This window comes from Amycolatopsis sp. TNS106, from assembly GCF_019330265.1.
Classification (GTDB): Bacteria; Actinomycetota; Actinomycetes; order Mycobacteriales; family Pseudonocardiaceae; genus Amycolatopsis; species Amycolatopsis lurida.
On the sequence record NZ_CP024972.1, the window covers coordinates 4,024,227 to 4,038,983 of the forward strand.

The 14,757-nt window shown below is 69.7% G+C and carries 13 protein-coding genes and 1 pseudogene; 5 read left to right on the top strand and 9 right to left on the bottom strand.

Going from position 1 to position 14,757, the window contains the following annotated elements:
* Positions 1–37 precede the first annotated feature (37 nt).
* Positions 38–1,447 carry an amino acid permease gene (locus tag CVV72_RS18005; RefSeq protein WP_219153466.1) on the top strand — a complete coding sequence of 470 codons (1,410 nt, stop codon included), beginning with the start codon at positions 38–40 and terminating at the stop codon, positions 1,445–1,447.
* Here the strand turns inward: CVV72_RS18005 and CVV72_RS18010 are convergent.
* The 7 genes from CVV72_RS18010 to thyX all read right to left on the bottom strand — a co-directional run bounded on the left by CVV72_RS18010 (position 1,377) and on the right by thyX (position 9,624).
* Positions 1,377–2,930: a VWA domain-containing protein gene (locus CVV72_RS18010; protein WP_219153467.1), complete on the bottom strand. Its 1,554-nt coding sequence runs from the start codon at positions 2,928–2,930 to the stop codon at positions 1,377–1,379. The genes CVV72_RS18005 and CVV72_RS18010 overlap by 71 nt on opposite strands.
* A 242-nt stretch (positions 2,931–3,172) precedes the next feature.
* Positions 3,173–4,009: a pentapeptide repeat-containing protein gene (locus CVV72_RS18015; protein ID WP_255632726.1), complete on the bottom strand. Its 837-nt coding sequence runs from the start codon at positions 4,007–4,009 to the stop codon at positions 3,173–3,175.
* A gap of 67 nt (positions 4,010–4,076) precedes the next feature.
* Entirely contained in the window at positions 4,077–5,774 is a 1,698-nt protein-coding gene (locus CVV72_RS18020) for a ribonuclease J (protein ID WP_185927423.1), read from the bottom strand.
* The gene (gene dapA, locus CVV72_RS18025; RefSeq protein WP_034312161.1) at positions 5,771–6,784 is read right to left on the bottom strand and encodes a 4-hydroxy-tetrahydrodipicolinate synthase; all 1,014 of its coding nucleotides are present in this window, start codon (positions 6,782–6,784) and stop codon (positions 5,771–5,773) included. The genes CVV72_RS18020 and dapA overlap by 4 nt, the downstream gene beginning before the upstream one ends.
* A 110-nt stretch (positions 6,785–6,894) precedes the next feature.
* Complete coding sequence (locus CVV72_RS18030) at positions 6,895–8,397, bottom strand: serine/threonine-protein kinase (protein WP_219153468.1); 1,503 nt, start codon at positions 8,395–8,397, stop codon at positions 6,895–6,897.
* An 82-nt stretch (positions 8,398–8,479) separates the two neighbouring features.
* A complete protein-coding gene (locus tag CVV72_RS18035) occupies positions 8,480–8,872 on the bottom strand; it encodes an ACT domain-containing protein (RefSeq protein WP_125675873.1) in 393 nt (130 codons plus the stop codon).
* Positions 8,872–9,624: an FAD-dependent thymidylate synthase gene (thyX, locus tag CVV72_RS18040; RefSeq protein ID WP_007029376.1), complete on the bottom strand. Its 753-nt coding sequence runs from the start codon at positions 9,622–9,624 to the stop codon at positions 8,872–8,874. Before thyX ends, CVV72_RS18035 begins: the two co-directional genes overlap by 1 nt.
* Before the next feature lie 133 nt (positions 9,625–9,757).
* On the opposite strand from thyX, the gene CVV72_RS18045 reads away from it, so the two are divergent.
* Together CVV72_RS18045 and CVV72_RS18050 are read left to right on the top strand one after the other, a co-directional pair.
* Positions 9,758–10,282, top strand: coding sequence for a toxin-antitoxin system HicB family antitoxin (locus tag CVV72_RS18045; protein ID WP_219153469.1), 525 nt, complete (start codon positions 9,758–9,760; stop codon positions 10,280–10,282).
* A 10-nt stretch (positions 10,283–10,292) separates the two neighbouring features.
* Positions 10,293–11,201: a DUF4097 family beta strand repeat-containing protein gene (locus tag CVV72_RS18050; protein WP_219153470.1), complete on the top strand. Its 909-nt coding sequence runs from the start codon at positions 10,293–10,295 to the stop codon at positions 11,199–11,201.
* Between the two features lie 528 nt (positions 11,202–11,729).
* Here the strand turns inward: CVV72_RS18050 and CVV72_RS18055 are convergent.
* Positions 11,730–12,950, bottom strand: a complete 1,221-nt coding sequence (locus CVV72_RS18055) for a winged helix-turn-helix domain-containing protein (RefSeq protein ID WP_219153471.1) — start codon at positions 12,948–12,950, stop codon at positions 11,730–11,732.
* 59 nt (positions 12,951–13,009) lie between these two features.
* Between CVV72_RS18055 and CVV72_RS18060 the strand changes: the two genes are divergently transcribed.
* On the top strand, positions 13,010–13,570 hold the full coding sequence (locus tag CVV72_RS18060) for a GNAT family N-acetyltransferase (protein ID WP_255632727.1): 561 nt from the start codon (positions 13,010–13,012) through the stop codon (positions 13,568–13,570).
* 66 nt (positions 13,571–13,636) lie between these two features.
* Here CVV72_RS18060 and CVV72_RS41685 read toward each other — a convergent pair.
* Positions 13,637–14,044: pseudogene (locus CVV72_RS41685) on the bottom strand (GtrA family protein); the annotation flags it as partial.
* Between the two features lie 149 nt (positions 14,045–14,193).
* On the opposite strand from CVV72_RS41685, the gene CVV72_RS18070 reads away from it, so the two are divergent.
* Positions 14,194–14,715, top strand: coding sequence for a YqaA family protein (locus CVV72_RS18070; protein WP_219153473.1), 522 nt, complete (start codon positions 14,194–14,196; stop codon positions 14,713–14,715).
* The last annotated feature ends 42 nt before the right edge of the window (positions 14,716–14,757 follow it).

Below are 14,757 nucleotides of genomic sequence, written 5' to 3' on the forward strand. Positions count from 1 at the left end.
CGCGATCCGCCGTCATTCCGACAGGAGGTCACCGCGAATGGGTGCAGAGACCACGACCGGACGGGCGGGGCTGCGCCCGGAGCTGCGGCAACGCCACGTCCGGATGATCGCCCTCGGCGGCATCATCGGCGCGAGCCTGTTCATCGGCAGCGGCGCGGTCATCCACACCGTCGGCCCGGCGGCCGTCCTCTCCTACGCCATCGGCGGCCTGATCGTCGTGCTGGTGATGCGGATGCTCGGCGAGATGGCGACGGCCACGCCGTCACAGGGTTCCTTCATGGAATACGCGAGGACCTCGCTCGGCGGCTGGGCGGGTTTCACGGTCGGCTGGCTGTACTGGTACTTCTGGGTCGGCGTGGTCGCGTTCGAGGCCGTCGCCGGGGCGAAGATCCTGCAGACGTGGATTCCCGTTGTCCCGCAATGGATCTTCTCGCTCGTGCTGATGTTGCTGCTGACCGCGACCAACCTCGCTTCGGCCCGCTCGTTCGGGGAGACGGAGTTCTGGCTCGCGTCGGTCAAGATCGCCACGATCGTGGTGTTCCTCGTGGTGGGCATCCTGTTCGTGCTCGGGGCCTGGCCCGGCGGCTCGTTCTCGGTCGGCAACATCGCGCAGGACGGTTTCCTGGCCAACGGCCCGTTCTCGGTGGTGCACGGGGTGGTGATCGTGATCTTCTCCTACTTCGGCGCGGAGATCGTCACCATCGCCGCCGCCGAATCGCGGGAGCCCGAAACGGCCGTGCGCAAGGCGACCTCGTCGATCGTCTGGCGGGTCATCGTGTTCTACGTCGGCTCCGTGACACTGCTGGTGATGATCACCGGCTGGCGCGACATCCCGACCACGACGAGCCCGTTCGCCGCCGCGTTCGGCCGGTTCGGCATCCCCGCCGCCGAGACGGTGGTCAGCGCGGTCGTGCTGACGGCCGTGCTGTCGGTACTGAATTCGGGGCTGTACACCGCGTCCCGCATGCTGTTCGCGTTGCGCGGCAACGGCTGGGCGCCGAAGTGGATCGCGGACACGAACCGGCGCGGCGTGCCGTGGAAGGCGATCCTGGTGTCCACTTCGGTCGGTTACGTGGCCGTGGTGATGAACTTCGTGTCCCCGGACAAGATCTTCTACTTCATCATCAACTCCGCCGGGGCGGTCGCGCTGTTCGTCTACGCGATCATCGCCGGCTCACAGCTCCGGATGCGGCGCCGCCTGGAGGCCGAAGCACCGGAACGGCTGAAGCTGCGTATGTGGGGCTACCCGTGGCTGAGCTGGCTCACCCTCGCCGGGACGCTGGCCGTCGTCGCGTCGATGCTGTTCGTGGACGCGGACACGCGCGCTCAGCTGTACCTGAGCCTCATCAGCCTGGCGGTGATCCTCGGCGTCTACTTCATCCAGCGCCGGCGATCCGGCCCAGAGCACCGTGAAACACCTCTCCGATCTTCGCGGGATCACGGCTGAGGAAGGCCTGGCCGCCGGCGGGCGCGACGAGCTGACGGAGTTCGGTCTCGTCTGCCTCCGGCCCGATCCCGATGGCGATCAACGGCACCGGGCGCTCCCGGTCGCTCAGCTTTCCCAGCTCCGCCACCAGATTCTCGCGGCTGATACCGCCGGGATCGGTGTTGCGGCCGTCCGTCATCACGATGACGAGGTTCAGTTTCCCCCGCTCCCATTCCCCGTGCGCGAGCCGGTAGACGTCGAGGACGCTGTCGTAGAGCCCGGTCTGCCCGTCCGGCACGGCGCGGACGGCGCGCAACCGGTCGACGGCGGCCAGCTGCTGACGGATCGGCGCCATCGGCAGGATCTCCCGGTAGTCCCGCTCACCGTCCACTTTGGTCGCGAAAGCCAGAAAACGGACCTGTGACGTGGCTTTGAACAGGTGCAGAGCGTTCTCCGCCGCCTCCAGCGTGATCCGCAGCCGGGACTTACCGGTTCCCGGGACCGGCGCGCTCATCGATCCGGACACGTCGATCAGCACCTGGACCCGGGCGCTCGCGTTCACCGCGGCCCAGTGGCTGAGCGCCTTGGCGACCTCCTCGGCGGCCGGGATCTCGGCGCTGCGCTGTCCCTGTGCCTCGACGCGCTGATCGGTTTCGGTGAGCCGCAACGCTTGCCCGCCGGGGGCACGCAAGTCGGACCCCGGGCTCGTCGCGGCTCCGTACAGCAAGGTGCGTTTCAATTCCGCGACGGCCTTGCTCTGCTGCGGGGTCGCTCCCGCGACCTCGACGAACGGGTAGTCGAGCGCTGGGGCGTCGGGTGAGTACACGGCCACCAGCGCGGTCTCGCCTTCGAGAAGCCCGGAGTTGTGCCGCAGCACCGCGTTCTCCGCGGCGGGGAACACCGTCGCGCCGGACGTGGTGGCGGAGAACTTCCGGAGCAAAGCCACGTACGCGGCGGCGGGATCCGAAGCGCCCTTCGTGACGTCGCGCAGTGCCAGCAGTGTGGAAACCCCGGCGGGATCGCTCACGGGATCCGGCATCCCGGCGACGATTCCGGCGTGGCCGAGTACTTCCGGCCAGGTCAGCGTCTCGCGTGGCCAGCCGAGCGCCCGCGCGACCGGCTCCGCGACGGCGAGCACCACCGGCGAACTGGCGATCGACGGCCCGGAGGCGGGAACACCGCCGGCCTTCCTCAGGAACAACGTCGAGGACGGGATCCAGGCCTGCGGCCGGGGCGCCGTCCCGGACAACTCGGCCGCGACCTGGTGGGATTCCCTGGCCTGGACGTCGAAGGCGACGCAGGTGAGAGCGAGGTCCCGGGCGGCCCCAGTGACCGCGGGGGCGATGTCGGGCGACGCGGCGACGACCACCCGCACGGGCTCGCAGGTGGGTTCGGACCGCGCCATGGCCACCCACGTGGCCGCGCCGAGCACGGCCGCCAGCGCGATCGCCAGTAGCGGGAGCAGTATCCGTCTTCGGGTCCGGGTGGTGGCGTGGCGTCCCATGGACTCTCCCGGTCTCCCGGCATGGGGGCTCGAGGAGCGTCCGAGGGTACGCCGCGAGCACCCCTAGGGGAAGGCTGCGACTTTCGGCGGAGGAAAACCCCACCGAGGCGGGAGGTGCCTCGAGGCGGGTCGCGGAACACTTGCCCGGTAAGGAAAACACTCGAAACCGGGGGTATCCGTGATGAACCGGCCCACGCGCGCGGAACAGCGCAAAGCCCGCAACGCCCTCTTCGGCCAGGCGCTCACGATCGCCTTCGCTCTGCTGATGACGGCGGCCGCGAACCGGTCTTCATCGGGATGAGCCGTGCCTGGCCGACCGGCGAGTTCGCCCAGGCACGCCAGGGCGACGGCCACGCGTGCGCGGCGTCGGGTCGCTCCACTCGCGCGTCGGTGAAGTCGGCGCCTTCTGCGAACTCGGCGCCGTCGAAGGTGGTCGTGCCGCTGAACAGCGCACCGATGAAGGTCGCGTACCTGGGGAACGACGCGGAGCGGAAGTCGGTGTCCCCGGTGAAGCACGCCCTGTCGAAGTCGACGTACGACAGGAATTGGGTCCGGCGAAAGTCCCCGCGGACGATCAGGCTGTCCCTGAACTTGGCGTCATCGAGGACGGTGTCCGCGAAATCGGGTTCGACGAGCACCGCGTCCCGCAGGTCCAGGTAGTCGAGGTCCCAGAATTCGAGGGGCCGGGCCTCCCCCTGTGGCCAGCGAAAGTGCCGCGAGAGAATCCTCTGCGCGGCGAGCCGGACCTCGAGTTCTTCCTCGTCCTCGACCGGGTATTCGAAAGGTCTGCGCAGGTAAGTACAGATCAGCGAGACGACATCTTCCCGGCAGTCAGGGTCTTCGCTCCCGTAGCGCTCCAGGACGGTGAAGCCTTCGAGGCGCTCAGAGGCGTCCTCGCTGTCCAGCATCTCGTCGATGCGCTCCCAGTGGTCCCGCCGGAGCCCCGGCGTCACCGTTTCGGGCTGTATCCGCCGGTCACGGCGGACGCCCTCGATGCACATCCGGACGAGGTAGATCGCCCCCACACCGAGTGCCACACCCGCCAGCGCGGCTACGACGTGCACCCCCAGCATCACCATGCGGCGATTATGCGCGAGAAGGCCCCTTCACTCGACTGAGTAAAGGGGCCTTCTCACGTGCTCACGGCTAGACCGGGATGACCGTCGGCACGATCATCGGACGGCGCCGGTAGGTGTCGGCGACCCAGCGGCCGACGACGCGGCGCACGGCCTGCGCGATGCGGTGCGTGTCGGTGATGCCCTCGGCCTCGGTCCTGGCGAGTTCCATCTCCACCATCGGGAGCACGGCGTCGAGCGCCTTCGGGTCGTCGGAGAACCCGCGTCCGGACACCGTCGGGCGCGTCACCGCGCGGCCGGTGCTGGTGTCGACGGCGACCGTGATGGCGATGAAGCCGCCTTCGCCGAGCACGAGCCTGTCCGACAACGTCGACTCGCCGACGTCGCCCACCGAGAGGCCGTCGACGTACACGTGCCCGACCTCGACCCGTCCGGTCCGCGTGGCCTTGCCGTCGACGAGGTCCACCACGACGCCGTCCTCGGCGATGACCACGTTCTCCGGCGCGACACCGGTGCGCACGGCCAGTTCGCCGTTGGCACGCAGGTGCTTCCACTCGCCGTGCACCGGCATGACGTTGCTGGGGCGCACCGCGTTGTACAGGTACAGCAGTTCGCCCGCCGACGCGTGCCCGGACACGTGCACCTTGGCGTTGCCCTGGTGCACGACGTTCGCGCCGAGCCGCGTGAGGCCGTTGACGACGCCGAAGACCGCGGTCTCGTTGCCCGGGATCATCGAGCTGGCCAGGACGACGGTGTCGCCGGCGCGGATCGAGATCTGCCGGTGCTCGCCGCGCGCCATCCGCGACAGCGCCGACAGCGGCTCGCCCTGCGAACCGGTCGACACGAACAGCACCTTGCTCTCGGGCAGGTCACCCGCCTGGTCGAGGTTGACCAGCAGGCCGTCGGGCACGTTCAGCAGCCCGAGGTCGGCGGCGATCCCCATGTTCCTGACCATCGACCGGCCGACGAAGGCGACCCTGCGGCCGTGCCGGACGGCGGCGTCGAGCACCTGCTGGACGCGGTGCACATGGCTCGCGAAACAGGCGACGATGACACGCTGGCCGACCTTGCGGACGACGTCGTCGAGCACCGGGCCGATGTCGCGTTCCGGCATGACGAAACCGGGCACCTCGGCGTTGGTCGAGTCGACGCAGAACAGGTCCACGCCCTCGTCGCCGAGCCGGGAGAACCCGGCGAGGTCGGTCAGCCTGCCGTCGAGCGGGAGCTGGTCGAGCTTGATGTCGCCGGTGTGCAGCACGACACCCGCGGGCGTGCGGATGGCCACCGCGAGCGCGTCCGGGATCGAGTGGTTGACCGCGAAGAACTCCAGGTCGAACTCGCCGACCTTGCGCCGCTCGCCCTCGCGGACCTCGATCAGGTTCGGCCGCTGACGGTGCTCCTTGGCCTTGGCCGCGAGCAGCGCGTTCGTGAACCGGGAGCCGTAGATCTTCAGGTCCGGGACCAGCCGCAGCAGGAACGGGACGGCACCGATGTGGTCCTCGTGCCCGTGGGTGAGGACGAGGCCGTCGATGTCCTCGAGGCGGTCTTCGATCGCGCGGAAGTCGGGCAGGATCAGGTCGACGCCGGGCTGGTCGTCTTCGGGGAAGAGCACCCCGCAGTCGACGATCAGCAGACGGCCGCCGAATTCGAAGACGGTCATGTTGCGGCCGACTTCGCCGATCCCGCCGAGCGCGACCACGCGCAAGGCGCCTTCGGGCAGCGCGGGCGGTGGGGTGGTCGGTCCGGGTCCGGTTGGCAATGAACTCACCGAGGCATGGTCCCTACGCTGGTATGTGAGGTCGGCGCCGTGTAGGCCGCCGCTGAATCTGCTTGTGCCACTCGTGCACCATGCCAGTCACTGGCGGCGCTTTCCCCGAGCGGCACGCCTCCCTGGGCGAGATCCGCGGAAATCGCCTGGAGCTGCTCGTCGTTCGCGGCCACGATGGGCAGCCGCGGGTCACCGATGTCGAAGCCGCGCAGCCGCAGGGCCGCCTTCGAGAACGCCACCCCGCCGACCCGGGACATCGCCCGCAGGACCGGCAGCATGCCGCGGTGGTTGGTGCGCGCGGTGGAGGTGTCGCCGGACTCGTAGGCGTCCATCATGCCTCGGATGCGGCCCGCCACGACGTGCCCGATCACGCTGACCACGCCGGTGCCGCCGACGGAGACCCACGGGAGGTTGAGGCCGTCGTCACCGGAGTAGTAGGCGAGCTGGGTGTTCGCGATGACCTCGGAGCCGGCGATCAGGTCGCCCTTGGCGTCCTTGACCGCGAGGATGCGCGGGTGCTCGGCGAGCCGCAGCAGCGTGTCGACCTCGATGGGGACGATCGAGCGCGGCGGGATGTCGTAGAGCATCACCGGCAGCTCGGTGGCGTCGGCGACCGTGGTGAAGTGCGCGTACAGCCCGGCCTGGCTGGGCCGCGAGTAGTACGGCGTGACCACGAGGATGCCGTGCGCGCCCGCCGCTTCGGCCTGCTTCGCCTGCTCGATGCTGTGCGCGGTGTTGTTCGTGCCCGCCCCGGCGACGATCGTCGCGCGATCACCGACGGCTTCGACGACGGCGCGGACCAGCTCGGCCTTCTCGGCGTCGGTCGTGGTGGGGCTCTCCCCGGTCGTGCCGTTCACGACGAGACCGTCGTTGCCCAGTTCCACGAGGTGTTCGGCCAGCTCCTGCGCCCGCTTCAGGTCCAGCGCGCCGTCGGCGTCGAAGGGGGTGGCCATCGCGGTGAGCACGCGCCCGAACGGTCTTCCCGGCGCTGCGGTTGGTGGAGTGGACATGCTGTGAAGGTACCTCCTGCCAGCGCCGAACCCTTGCCGACGTGGTCGTTCCCGCCGAATGCGGGAGATTTTCCGCGACGAAGGCGAACTCGGCGCAAACTCTCTGTGAGCTATTTGACCTTGGTCGTGATCTGGGCGGGGATCTGGCTGCCGTCGGTCTTGGCGAGCAGGCAGAGGAAGCCGCGCGAGTAGCTCCGGTCCTCCTCGTTGGGCGGCCGGTTCCATTCGGCTTCGGTCGGCACGACGGCCCGCCAGGTCAGCGAGGTCCGCTGCGCCCCGGGCACGACGTTCGAATTGAAGGTCGCCGAGCACAGCGACTCGGCGATCCGGTTCACCGCGTCCGCGCCGGGATACACCGCGACCTGGGCGTCGTCGTCCGAATAGGACTGGACGTCGAGCAGGCTGCCCTTGGCGAAGACCTCCAGCAGATGGTCCTTGTCGCAGCTGATGCCGTCGTTCAGGTTGACGCCCTCTTTGAGCGGCACGTTGTAGCAGTCACCGGAGGAGCCGAGCTTGACCTGCCCGTTGATGCCGTAGGTCAGGGTGGGCTGGGCCTGGTTGTCCCCCTCCGGCGCGGCCATCCACCGGCCGAGGAAGATCCCGCCGACCAGCGCGCCGATCACGGCGACCGCGGCCAGGCTCAGCCACAGCGGGCGCAGGTTGCGCTTCGGCGGGGCCGGGGCGAGCCGGGTCATCGGCTGACCGTGCTGCGGCATCATCGCGGTGCCGCCCGAGGGCGGCGTCGGCTGGGCCTGCACGCCCTGCGCGGCCGCGAGCAGGCTGCGCACCTGGTCGTACGACATCCGAGCCTCGGGTTTGGTGACCAGCAGGCCGAGGATCGCGGCGGCCAGCGGACCCTGGACCCTCGTGAGGTACGGGGCCTCGGTCATGATCGCGTGCAGCGTCGCGGCGGTGGTGGACCGTTCGAACGCGACGATGCCCTCCGCGGCGAAGAACAGCGTCGTGCCCAGCGACCAGAGGTCGGATTCGGGCATCGCGTCCCGGCCCTCGACCCGTTCCGGCGCCATGAACGCGGGCGAGCCGACGATCATGCCACTGGTGGTCAGGCGCGGATCGTCGGCGGCGTGCGCGATACCGAAGTCGGTGAGTTTCACCCGCCCGTCCGCCGCGACCATGATGTTCGCGGGTTTGACGTCGCGGTGCACGATCCCGGCGGCGTGCGCGGCCCGCAGCGCGGACAGCACCCGCTCCCCCACCAGCGCGATCTGCTGGGCGGGCAGCGGACCGCGGTCGCGCACCAGATCGGCCAGCGTCGGCGCCTCGACCAGCTCCATCACGATGTAGGTCGCGCCGTTCTCGGTGACGACGTCGTACACGGTGACGACGGCCGGGTCGTTGAGGCGACCGGCGGAGCGGACCTCGCGCAGCATCCGCTCCGTCAGCACCGAGGCGTCCTCGGGCGCGTTCGGGAACTTCAGCTCCTTGATCGCGACCTGACGGCCGATCACCTGGTCCTGCGCGCGCCAGACGATGCCCATCCCGCCTCGGCCGAGCTCGCCCAGCAGGGCGTATCGGCCGGCGACGATCCGCGCGCCGGGGGCCTGCTGCGTCTGCTGGGGCGGCCCGTACGGACGGGTCTGTTCGTCGGTCAAGGTTCGGTGCTCCTTCGGTTCGCGCAGGATGCTAACTCGGACCCGTTCGCGCTCCGAAAGGTTCCTTCGCCGGGCTCGTGGATCAGACCGTGACCTCGTGCCCGGCTTCCCGGAGCGCCTTCACCGCGCGCTCCAGTTCCGGAGCCCGGACCAGCACGTGGTCGGTGTCGAAGGTGGACATCGAGAACAGCGCCACCCCGGCGGCGGCCAGCTCGCTGGACAGCGCCGCGATGATGCCGGTCAGCGTGAAGGCCAGCGGCCCGCGCACCGACAGCAGCCGCCAGCCGTCCTCGACGGTGGCCCCGGCCGGCGCGAGACCGGCCGGGCAGATCACCGACAGTTCCTCCGGCGTCCGCGTGATCGAGATCAGCACGGGCTCACCGGGGTCGAGCAGGTTCGCCGGAACCGGCGCGTCCGGGGCGAGGCGGGCGACCGCGTACTCGCCGGGCCGGACGTCGATCGCGAGGCGTCGCATCAGCCCTCGAGGACCTTCGGGCTGGACGCGACCTCGGTGCCGTCGGGCAGCGCGGAGATGGTGAAGTCCGCGAACACGTTGCTCGAAGCCTTCTGCAGCTCGCGCAGGCACTCGATGGCCAGGGCGCGGATCTCGACGTCGGCGTGCTCGGTGGCGCGCATGGCGATGAAGTGCCGCCAGGCGCGGTAGTTGCCGGTGACCACGATGCGGGTCTCGGTCGCGTTCGGCAGCACGGCGCGGGCGGCCTGGCGGGCCTGCTTGCGGCGCAGGGTCGCGCTCGGCACGTCGGCGAACTTCTCCTCCAGCCCGGCGAGCAGCTCGGTGTAGGCGTCGACGGCGGCCTGCGAGGCGGCGAGGAACTTGGCGTGCAGCTCCGGGTCCTGCGCGATGACGTCGGGCTCGACGAACGCGGCGTCGCGCTCCGGCACGTAGCGCTGCGAGAGCTGCGAGTAGGAGAAGTGCCGGTGGCGGATCAGCTCGTGCGTCAGCGAGCGGGAGATCCCGGTGATGTAGAAGCTGACGGAGCCGTGCTCCAGCACCGAAAGGTGACCGACGTCGATGATGTGCTCGAGGTAGCCGGCGTTGGTGGCCGTCTTCGGGTTCGGCTTCTTCCAGGACTGGTAGCAGGCCCGGCCCGCGAATTCGGCCAGCGCCTCACCACCGTCGGCATCGGTCGACCACGGTACGTCCGACGGCGGGAAGAACTCCGTCTTCGCGATCAGTTGAACCTTGGGTGACACGGTCTCGGCCACGTTCGCACTCCTTTACGACCCCTGCTCCACGACTCCGGGCAGCGTAACCGCAACCCTGTTTGACGCCGGGCCGACATCACGGTGACGTCATACCCTCCTTGACTGACATCAAAAGTGACGTCATAGTGGTGTCATGGATCTGACGCCGTACATCACAAGCCTTCGCGAGGACCTCGCGAACACGGCTTCGGCCGGCGACGAGCAGACGCGGCGCGCTGCCGCGCTGCTGTCGTCGGCGCTGGAGCCCGCCGCCCGCCTGACCATCATGAACGCCCTCGCCGACCTGGCCGCCGAAGTGACTTCGGCGTTGCCGGGCCACGTCGTCGACGTCCGGCTCGACGGCCGCGACGTGCGCGTCGTCGTCACCGGCTCCACTGAGGGCTCCGAGCAGTCCGCGCCCCGCCAGGAGGCGCCGCGGGAGGCCCCGCGCGCGCCCAAGGTGGACACGGGCGACATCACCCGCATCACGCTGCGCCTGTTCGAGCAGGTCAAGGGACAGGCCGAAGCCGCGGCCGCCGCTCAAGGCGTCTCGCTGAACACGTTCGTCTCGCAGGCCGTCCAGGGGGCGCTGGGCAAGAGCGGGAGCGAGCACTGGCACTACAAGCAGAAGCCGGGCGGCGGTGCCGGTTCGCACCTGCACGGCTGGGTCCAGGGCTGAGGGGACGGAAATGACCGAGGAAAACACTCCCGCGGGTGAAGAGACCGTGCGCGTCGAGGACTTCGAGGCCGAAGGCCCGATCGAGATCGACGTGAGCGTGGGCATCGGCCGGGTGACCATCGAACTGACCGGGGAGAGCGGCGTCCACGCCGAGGTACGCCGGGACGGCGGCGAACAGCAGCCGTGGGTGGACGGGATGACGAGCCTGCTCAGCTGGGTCGGGGAACGCTTCGGCGACCAGCTCGGCGGTTCACCGGCGGGCTCCGTGGGGGACGCCGTGGCCCAGACGCGGATCGAGAAGGTCGGCAACCGGCTGGTCGTCCAGGCGCCGAAGGCCTGGCAGCTGAAGAACGTCCCGCTCGCCGTGACCGTCCGGGCCCCCGCCGGTTCGCATCTGGAGGTGCGGGCCGGGGCGGCCGACGTCACGGTGACCGGCTCCGCCGGGCGGGCCGACCTCCTGACCGGCGCCGGCAAGATCGGCCTCGAACGGGCCGACGGCTCGGCGATCGTCCGCACCGGCACCGGCGACATCAAACTCGGGCCGACCCTCTCCGGGCTCCAGCTGCGCACCGGCAGCGGCTCCGTCGAGGCGGCCTCGGTGAGCGGTTCGGCCACGCTCGCGACGGGCACGGGTGACGTCTGGCTCGGCGAGGTCGCGGGCGAAGTCCTGGCGCGTACCGGCAGCGGCTCCCTCTCGGTGGCGGACGCCGCCTCCGGGACGCTGGAGCTGACCACCGGATCGGGTGAGGTCCGAGTCGGGATCCGCGGCGGCGTGCACGCCGAGGTCGACCTTTCGTCGACGACCGGGTCGGTGTCGAGCGAACTGGAGGTCGCGGAGACCGCGCCCGCGGAGGTCTCGCTGAAGGTGCGGGCGCGCACCGGCACCGGCGACGCGGTGGTGACCAGCGCGGCCAGCTGAGCCGCGGGCTGCAGGGGGATCGAGGGACCTTTGCTCGCACTTTTCCACGGGGGTGGGAGCAAAGGTCCCTCGCTCATTTCTTGAGCGGGGCGCCACACATGCTGCTCGCGAGGCAATGCTGGCGAGGTCCGTGGTGGCGTGTTGCGAAAGCCACTTTCGCAACGTTGAGGGTTGCGAAAGTGGCTTTCGCAACGTCGGCTGTGACGGATGAGCAGCCGGCCCAGGCGCCCGTGAGCGGGAAGGCGGTTAGTCCAGCAGGTGCCTTCGGTACCTCCGTGGATTCAGGCTGCGGTTGACTCGCGGGTGATCCGTGAAGGCCTCCTTGAGGGACCCAGAGTCCCTCAAGGAGGCCTTCACGGACTCGGCAAACGCTACGTTCGCCCCATAAGCACCAGTAGTCACAACAGATGCGAGTGAAGGCCCCCTTCATTGCGCTAGGCGCAATGAAGGGGGCCTTCACGTACTTCAGGTGGGCAAAGAGCCACCGGCACCGAGCCCGTCAACCACCGTCCTCACCGCTCACGAGGCTCAGTGCACCAGGCGCGACAGCACGGGAGCGAGATCGCCCCGCTCCCCCACCACGACCCCGTCCAGTCCCTGCCATTCCGCCATCAGCCGCAACTCGCCCGCCAGCTCACTGGCGACCCGCGCGACCTCCACCCCGGGCTCGGAGAAGGCGCCCTGAACGCGAAGCACTCCGGCGGCGCGATCGCATTTGAGGTCGACCCGGCCGACGAGTTCGCCGTCGAGCAGGAACGGGAACACGTAGTACCCGTAGGTCCGCTTCGGCTCGGGCACGTAGATCTCGATGCGGTAGAAGAAGTCGAAGATGCGCTCGGTCCGGGCGCGTTCCCAGATCAGCGGGTCGAACGGCGACAGCAATGCCCGGCCGGTGACGCGGCGAGGCGCCTTCGCCGCGACGTGCCGATACGCCGGGGCGGGCCAGCCGTCCACGGTCACCGGTTCGAGCACACCTTCCTCGACCAGTTCGGCCACCGCCCGCTTGCTGACGTCGGGGCCGAGCCGGTAGTAGTCCCGCAGATCCGGTTCGGTGCCGATGCCCAGCGCGACGGCCGCGCGCGTGATCAGTTCGCGGGCGCCTTCCTCCGGGCTCACGGTCCGCGACAGGATCTCCGGCGGGACGACGCGTTCGGTCAGGTCGTACAGCCGCTCGAACGACCGGCGCGTGCCGGTGGTCAGCTGCCCCATGCCGAAAAGCCACTCGCAGGCCTTCTTGACCTCCGACCGCTCCCACCACGAACCGGGCCGCGAGCCTCCCGACTTGCCCTCCAGCGCGCGCTCGATACCGCCCGCGCCGATCGGTCCCTGCTCCTTGATCACGGTCAGGATGTCGTCCACCAGCTGGGGTGTCTGCTCCAGCACCCGGGCGTAGTTGGTCCACCAGCCCATGCGTTTCGCCCCGGACCGCAGGAGCGGCCAGTCCGCCACTGGCAGCAGGCTCGCCTCGTGGGCCCAGGTTTCGACCAGCAGCCGGGGTTTGCGCGCGGAATGGGACCAGGCCGCGTCGTCCACCAACGCGGGCTCGTACGCGCCGAGCCGGGAGAACAGCGGCATGTAGTGCGCGCGGACCGCGACGTTCACCGAATCCAGTTGCAGCAACTGGATTCGCGACAGCACGCGCTGCAAATGCCGCCTTGTCACCGCTCCGCCCGGACGTGCCTCGGCGAACCCCTGCGCGGCCAGCGCGATCCGGCGCGCGACCGGCCCGCTGATGGTCGTAGTGCTCATCATGCGCATGCTGCCATCCACCACCGACAGTTTTCAGCGGTCCGGCTAATCTGCGCAGCATGGCCGCCGCCGAAGTCCGTCCAGCAGTCGTGTCCGACGCCCCCGAGATCGCGCGCATCCAACGCGACACCTGGCGAAGCGCCTACACGGAGTTGCTCGGCGAAGCGGCTGTCGCCGGGCTCGACGTCGAGGAACTCGAGAAGACCTGGGCCGAGACGATCGAGTACCCGGGCACGCGCGTCTTCCTCGCCACCGAAGGCGGGTTCACCGTCGGCTTCTGCGTCGCCGGCCGCGCTCCGGCGAGCGAGGTGGCCACCGCCGACGGTTCGCTGCCCGACGACGCTTCGACGACGGCGCTCATCGCCTCACTGCTGGTCGAGCCGCGCTGGGGACGGCGCGGGCACGCGGGACGGCTGCTGGCGAACGCGTCCGCCTGGTTGCGCGAGGACGGCGCCACGCGCGGGATCAGCTGGGTCGCCCAGACCGATCACGCGTCACTGGGCTTCTTCCGCCGCGCGGGCTGGTCGCCCGACGGAACCGTCCGCATCCTCGACACCGGAAGCACGAACGTGCGCGAAGTCCGGCTCACCGGCGGCCTCGACCTCGAGCTCACTCCTTGACTTCGCGAACACGACCCAGCGCATCACCGAGTACATGAAGACGCCTTCGCACGCCCCTGCGATGAGCCGGGAGAGGCGGTAGTCGACGCCCAGCGCGGCCAGCCCGGCGCCGACACCGAGCAGGAACGCCACGTAGTTGACGACGATCGCGATGACGTACAGCACCGCCTGCCTGCCGACGGGCGCGTGCGAGCGGAAGTTCATGCTGCGGTTCAGCACGAAGCTCAGCCCGAACGCCGTCGCGTACGCGAGCGTGATCGCCAGCCACACCGGCAGGCCGAGCCAGCTCCGGAGCAGGGTCAGCAGGATCAGGTCGACCCCGAAGGTGAACCCGTTGATGAGCGCGAAACCGAGGAAACTCGGCGCCACCAGCCGGGAAAGCCCGAAGGGGAGGCGCCGCACCACGGCCGCGCAGAAGTCGGCGAAGCGATCCGCGAAACCTTTGCCGCGGACCGCGTCGTGCACGTCGGCCACGGCTCCAGCATGGCAGCGGCAGGTGGCCGCGAGCCGACGAACAGGTGATCTTCTGGTGCGGCCGGGAGGCCGGGAACGGGGGCTGGCCCCAGTGCGTCCTGGTTTTCAGCTGATAGCTTGGAGAGAACGAAGATAACGGGGAGGCAACGATGGTGGGCTGGTTGCTCCTGTCGTTCGGCGTCGCCTTCGGTTCCGCGATCCTCCCCGTCGTCAGCATCGAGATGTTCCTCATCGGCCTGTGCGCGAGCCAGCCGACGATGCCGTGGCTGCTGCTCGGCGCCATCGTCGCGGCCGGTCAGGTGGGCGGGAAGACGCTCTACTACCTCGCCGCGAAGGGCACGATCAAACTTCCGAAACCGCTGCACGATCGCCTGCACCGGGAGCGGCCGCCCACCCCGCGCCGGGAACGCTGGCGGGCGCGCACCAAGAAGATGCGCGCCCGGCTCGACGCACTGCGCGAACGGTGCCATCGGCATCCGCATTGGATGGCGGGCACCTACGGGGTGAGTTCGGTCGTCGGCCTGCCGCCGTACATGGCCACGAGTGTGCTCGCGGGGCTGGTGCGGATGCCGCTGGCGACGTTCCTGGCCACCGGTTTCCTGGGCCGCTGGCTGCGGTTCAGTCTGCTGGCCGCCTCCCCCGCCCTGTTCGCGGGCTGGTTCCACTACTGAGCGGAATAAGGTGATGCGGGCCACGGCGGCCGAGCCCTAAGG